A 2,492-nucleotide genomic window follows, 5' to 3' on the forward strand; every position below is an offset into this window, starting at 1 on the left:
CTCCCCTTCAAACCAATTCAAGGATGGAGACGCATGGCACTGACCGCAGAGCAGCACGCCCGCATTCTCGGCTATCTCGTCGACGAGACCGGCCTCAAGCCCTTCCAGGTGGAAAATACCGTCGCTCTCTTCCGCGAAGGGGCGACCGTCCCCTTCATCGCCCGCTACCGCAAGGAGCGCACCGGCGAGCTCGATGAGGTGCAGGTGCGCCTGCTGGAGGAGCGCCTCGCCTACTTCAGCGAACTGGAGGAGCGCAAGGTCACCGTCCTCAAATCGATCGACGAGCAGGGCAAGCTCACCCCCGAACTCAGAACCCGCATCGAGACGACCCGGCAGAAGACCGAGCTGGAGGATCTCTACCTGCCCTACAAGCCGAAGCGGCGGACCAAGGCGACCATCGCCCGCGAGCGGGGGCTGGAGCCCCTCGCCGAGCTGATCGCCGCGCAGGAGCTGACCGCCGGCACACCCGAGACGGCGGCCGCCCCTTTCGTCGATGCGGCGAAAGACGTCCCCGACGCCGCGGCGGCCCTGGAGGGGGCCGGGCACATCCTCGCCGAGCGTCTGGCCGAGGACGCCGACGCCCGCGCCGTGGTGCGCCAGCTGACCTGGGAGCAGGGGGTCTTCGTCGCGAAGGTCGCCCCCGGCAAAGCGGGGACGGTCTCCAAATTCGAGATGTACTACGACTACCGCGAGCCGCTGAGGGCGATCCCCTCCCACCGCATGCTGGCCATGCGCCGCGGCGAGAAGGAGGAGGTGCTGCGGCTGCTGGTCGAGGCGCCGGAGGCGGAAATCCTGCAGCGCCTCAAGGGGCGCCTGCTCCGGGGTGAAAGCATCTTCCGGCCGCTGCTGGAGAGGGTGGCCGAGGATGCCTACAAGCGCCTGATCTCCCCCTCCATCGAGGTCGAGCTGCGCCTGGAGGCGAAGCAGCGGGCCGACGAGGCGGCCATCGCCGTCTTCGCCGAAAACCTGCGGCACCTGCTGCTCGCCCCGCCGGCCGGCGGCAAGCGGGTGCTGGGCGTCGACCCGGGGCTGCGCACCGGCAGCAAGCTGGCGGCGGTGGACGGCACCGGCCGCTTCCTCGAGCACGTCACCATCTACCCGCATACCGGCGAGGGACGCGTCGCGCCGGCGAAAAAGGAGCTGCTGAGGCTGGTCCGGAGCCACGGCGTCGAGATGGTCGCCGTCGGCAACGGCACCGCCGGCCGCGAGATGGAACTGTTCGTCCGCGATACCCTGCGCGAGGCGGGCCTTGCCCTGCCGGTGGTGATGGTGAGCGAGGCCGGGGCGAGCGTCTATTCCGCCTCGGAGATCGCCCGCGACGAATTCCCCGAGCTCGACCTCACCGTGCGCGGCGCCATCTCCATCGCCCGGCGGCTGCAGGACCCCCTGGCCGAGCTGGTGAAGGTCGACCCGAAGAGCATCGGTGTCGGCCAGTACCAGCACGACGTCAGCCAGCCCGCCCTGAAGAAGGCCCTCGACGCCGTCGTCGAGTCGTGCGTCAACTTCGTCGGCGTCGACCTCAACACCGCCTCCTGGGCGCTGCTGGCCTACGTCTCGGGGATCGGCGAGTCCCTCGCCCGCGCCATCGTCCGCCACCGCGACGAGAACGGCGCGTTTCCCGCACGGAAAGCGCTGCTCAAAGTCCCCCGCTTCGGCGCCAAGGCCTTCGAGCAGGCAGCGGGATTCCTGCGCATCCGCGGCGGCACGTACCCCCTCGATAATACTGCCGTTCATCCCGAGAGTTACCCCCTGGTCGAGCGGATGGCCGCCGATCTCGGCGTCTCCCTGGCGCAGCTGGCGGCCGATCCGGCGCTGGCCACGCGCATCGAGCTGAGGCGCTACGTCTCGGAAACGGTCGGTCTGCCGACCCTGCGCGACATCCTCGAGGAGCTGAAGAAGCCGGGCCGCGACCCGCGTGCCGCCTTCGAGGCGGTCGCCTTCCGCGACGACGTGCGGGAGATTGCCGACCTGCAGGAGGGGATGATCCTGCCGGGGACGGTGACCAACGTCACCGCCTTCGGCGCCTTCGTCGACATCGGCGTCCACCAGGACGGCCTGGTGCACATCAGCCACCTGGCCAACCGCTTCGTCAAGGAGCCGGCCGAGGTGGTCAGGGTCGGGGAGAAGGTCAGGGTCAAGGTTCTCTCCGTCGACGCTCCCCGCAAGCGCATCGCCCTCTCCATCAAGGAAGCCGACCCGAATGCCGGAATGGCGCCGGCCCGGCCACCGCGTCCGGTTGAGAAGAAGCCGGCTGCAAGCGACGCCGCCGCCTGGGAAAAGTCGGGATTTCGAGTCAAAAAGCGATAAAATTTATCTCGCACAGAGCACACAGAGGACACAAAGAAAATCTAAATTCGTTTCACGCGGATCAAATCTGATAACTTCTGATAAAGGCGGATTTAAATGCTTTGGTTTAACCCTCCGGTTCATGCTTGATCCGAATTTAATCGGATTTGATCAGATGTTATCCGCGTGCTGGCATTGACCTTTGG

The 2,492-nt window shown here is 67.1% G+C and carries 1 protein-coding gene; it reads left to right on the plus strand.

All coding sequences use genetic code 11. From position 1 onward, the window contains the following. The first annotated feature begins 33 nt into the window (after positions 1–33). On the plus strand, positions 34–2,307 hold the full coding sequence (locus VD811_12660; protein HXV21830.1) for a Tex family protein: 2,274 nt from the start codon (positions 34–36) through the stop codon (positions 2,305–2,307). Positions 2,308–2,492: the final 185 nt, after the last annotated feature.

Source organism: Desulfuromonadales bacterium, assembly GCA_035620395.1.
Lineage (GTDB): Bacteria > Desulfobacterota > Desulfuromonadia > Desulfuromonadales > DASPGW01 > DASPGW01.

What these genes read in the sequence shown, in the direction of transcription:
- VD811_12660 (HXV21830.1), top strand. Translation starts at nt 34, where the DNA reads ATGGCACTGACCGCAGAGCAGCACGCCCGCATTCTCGGCTATCTCGTC.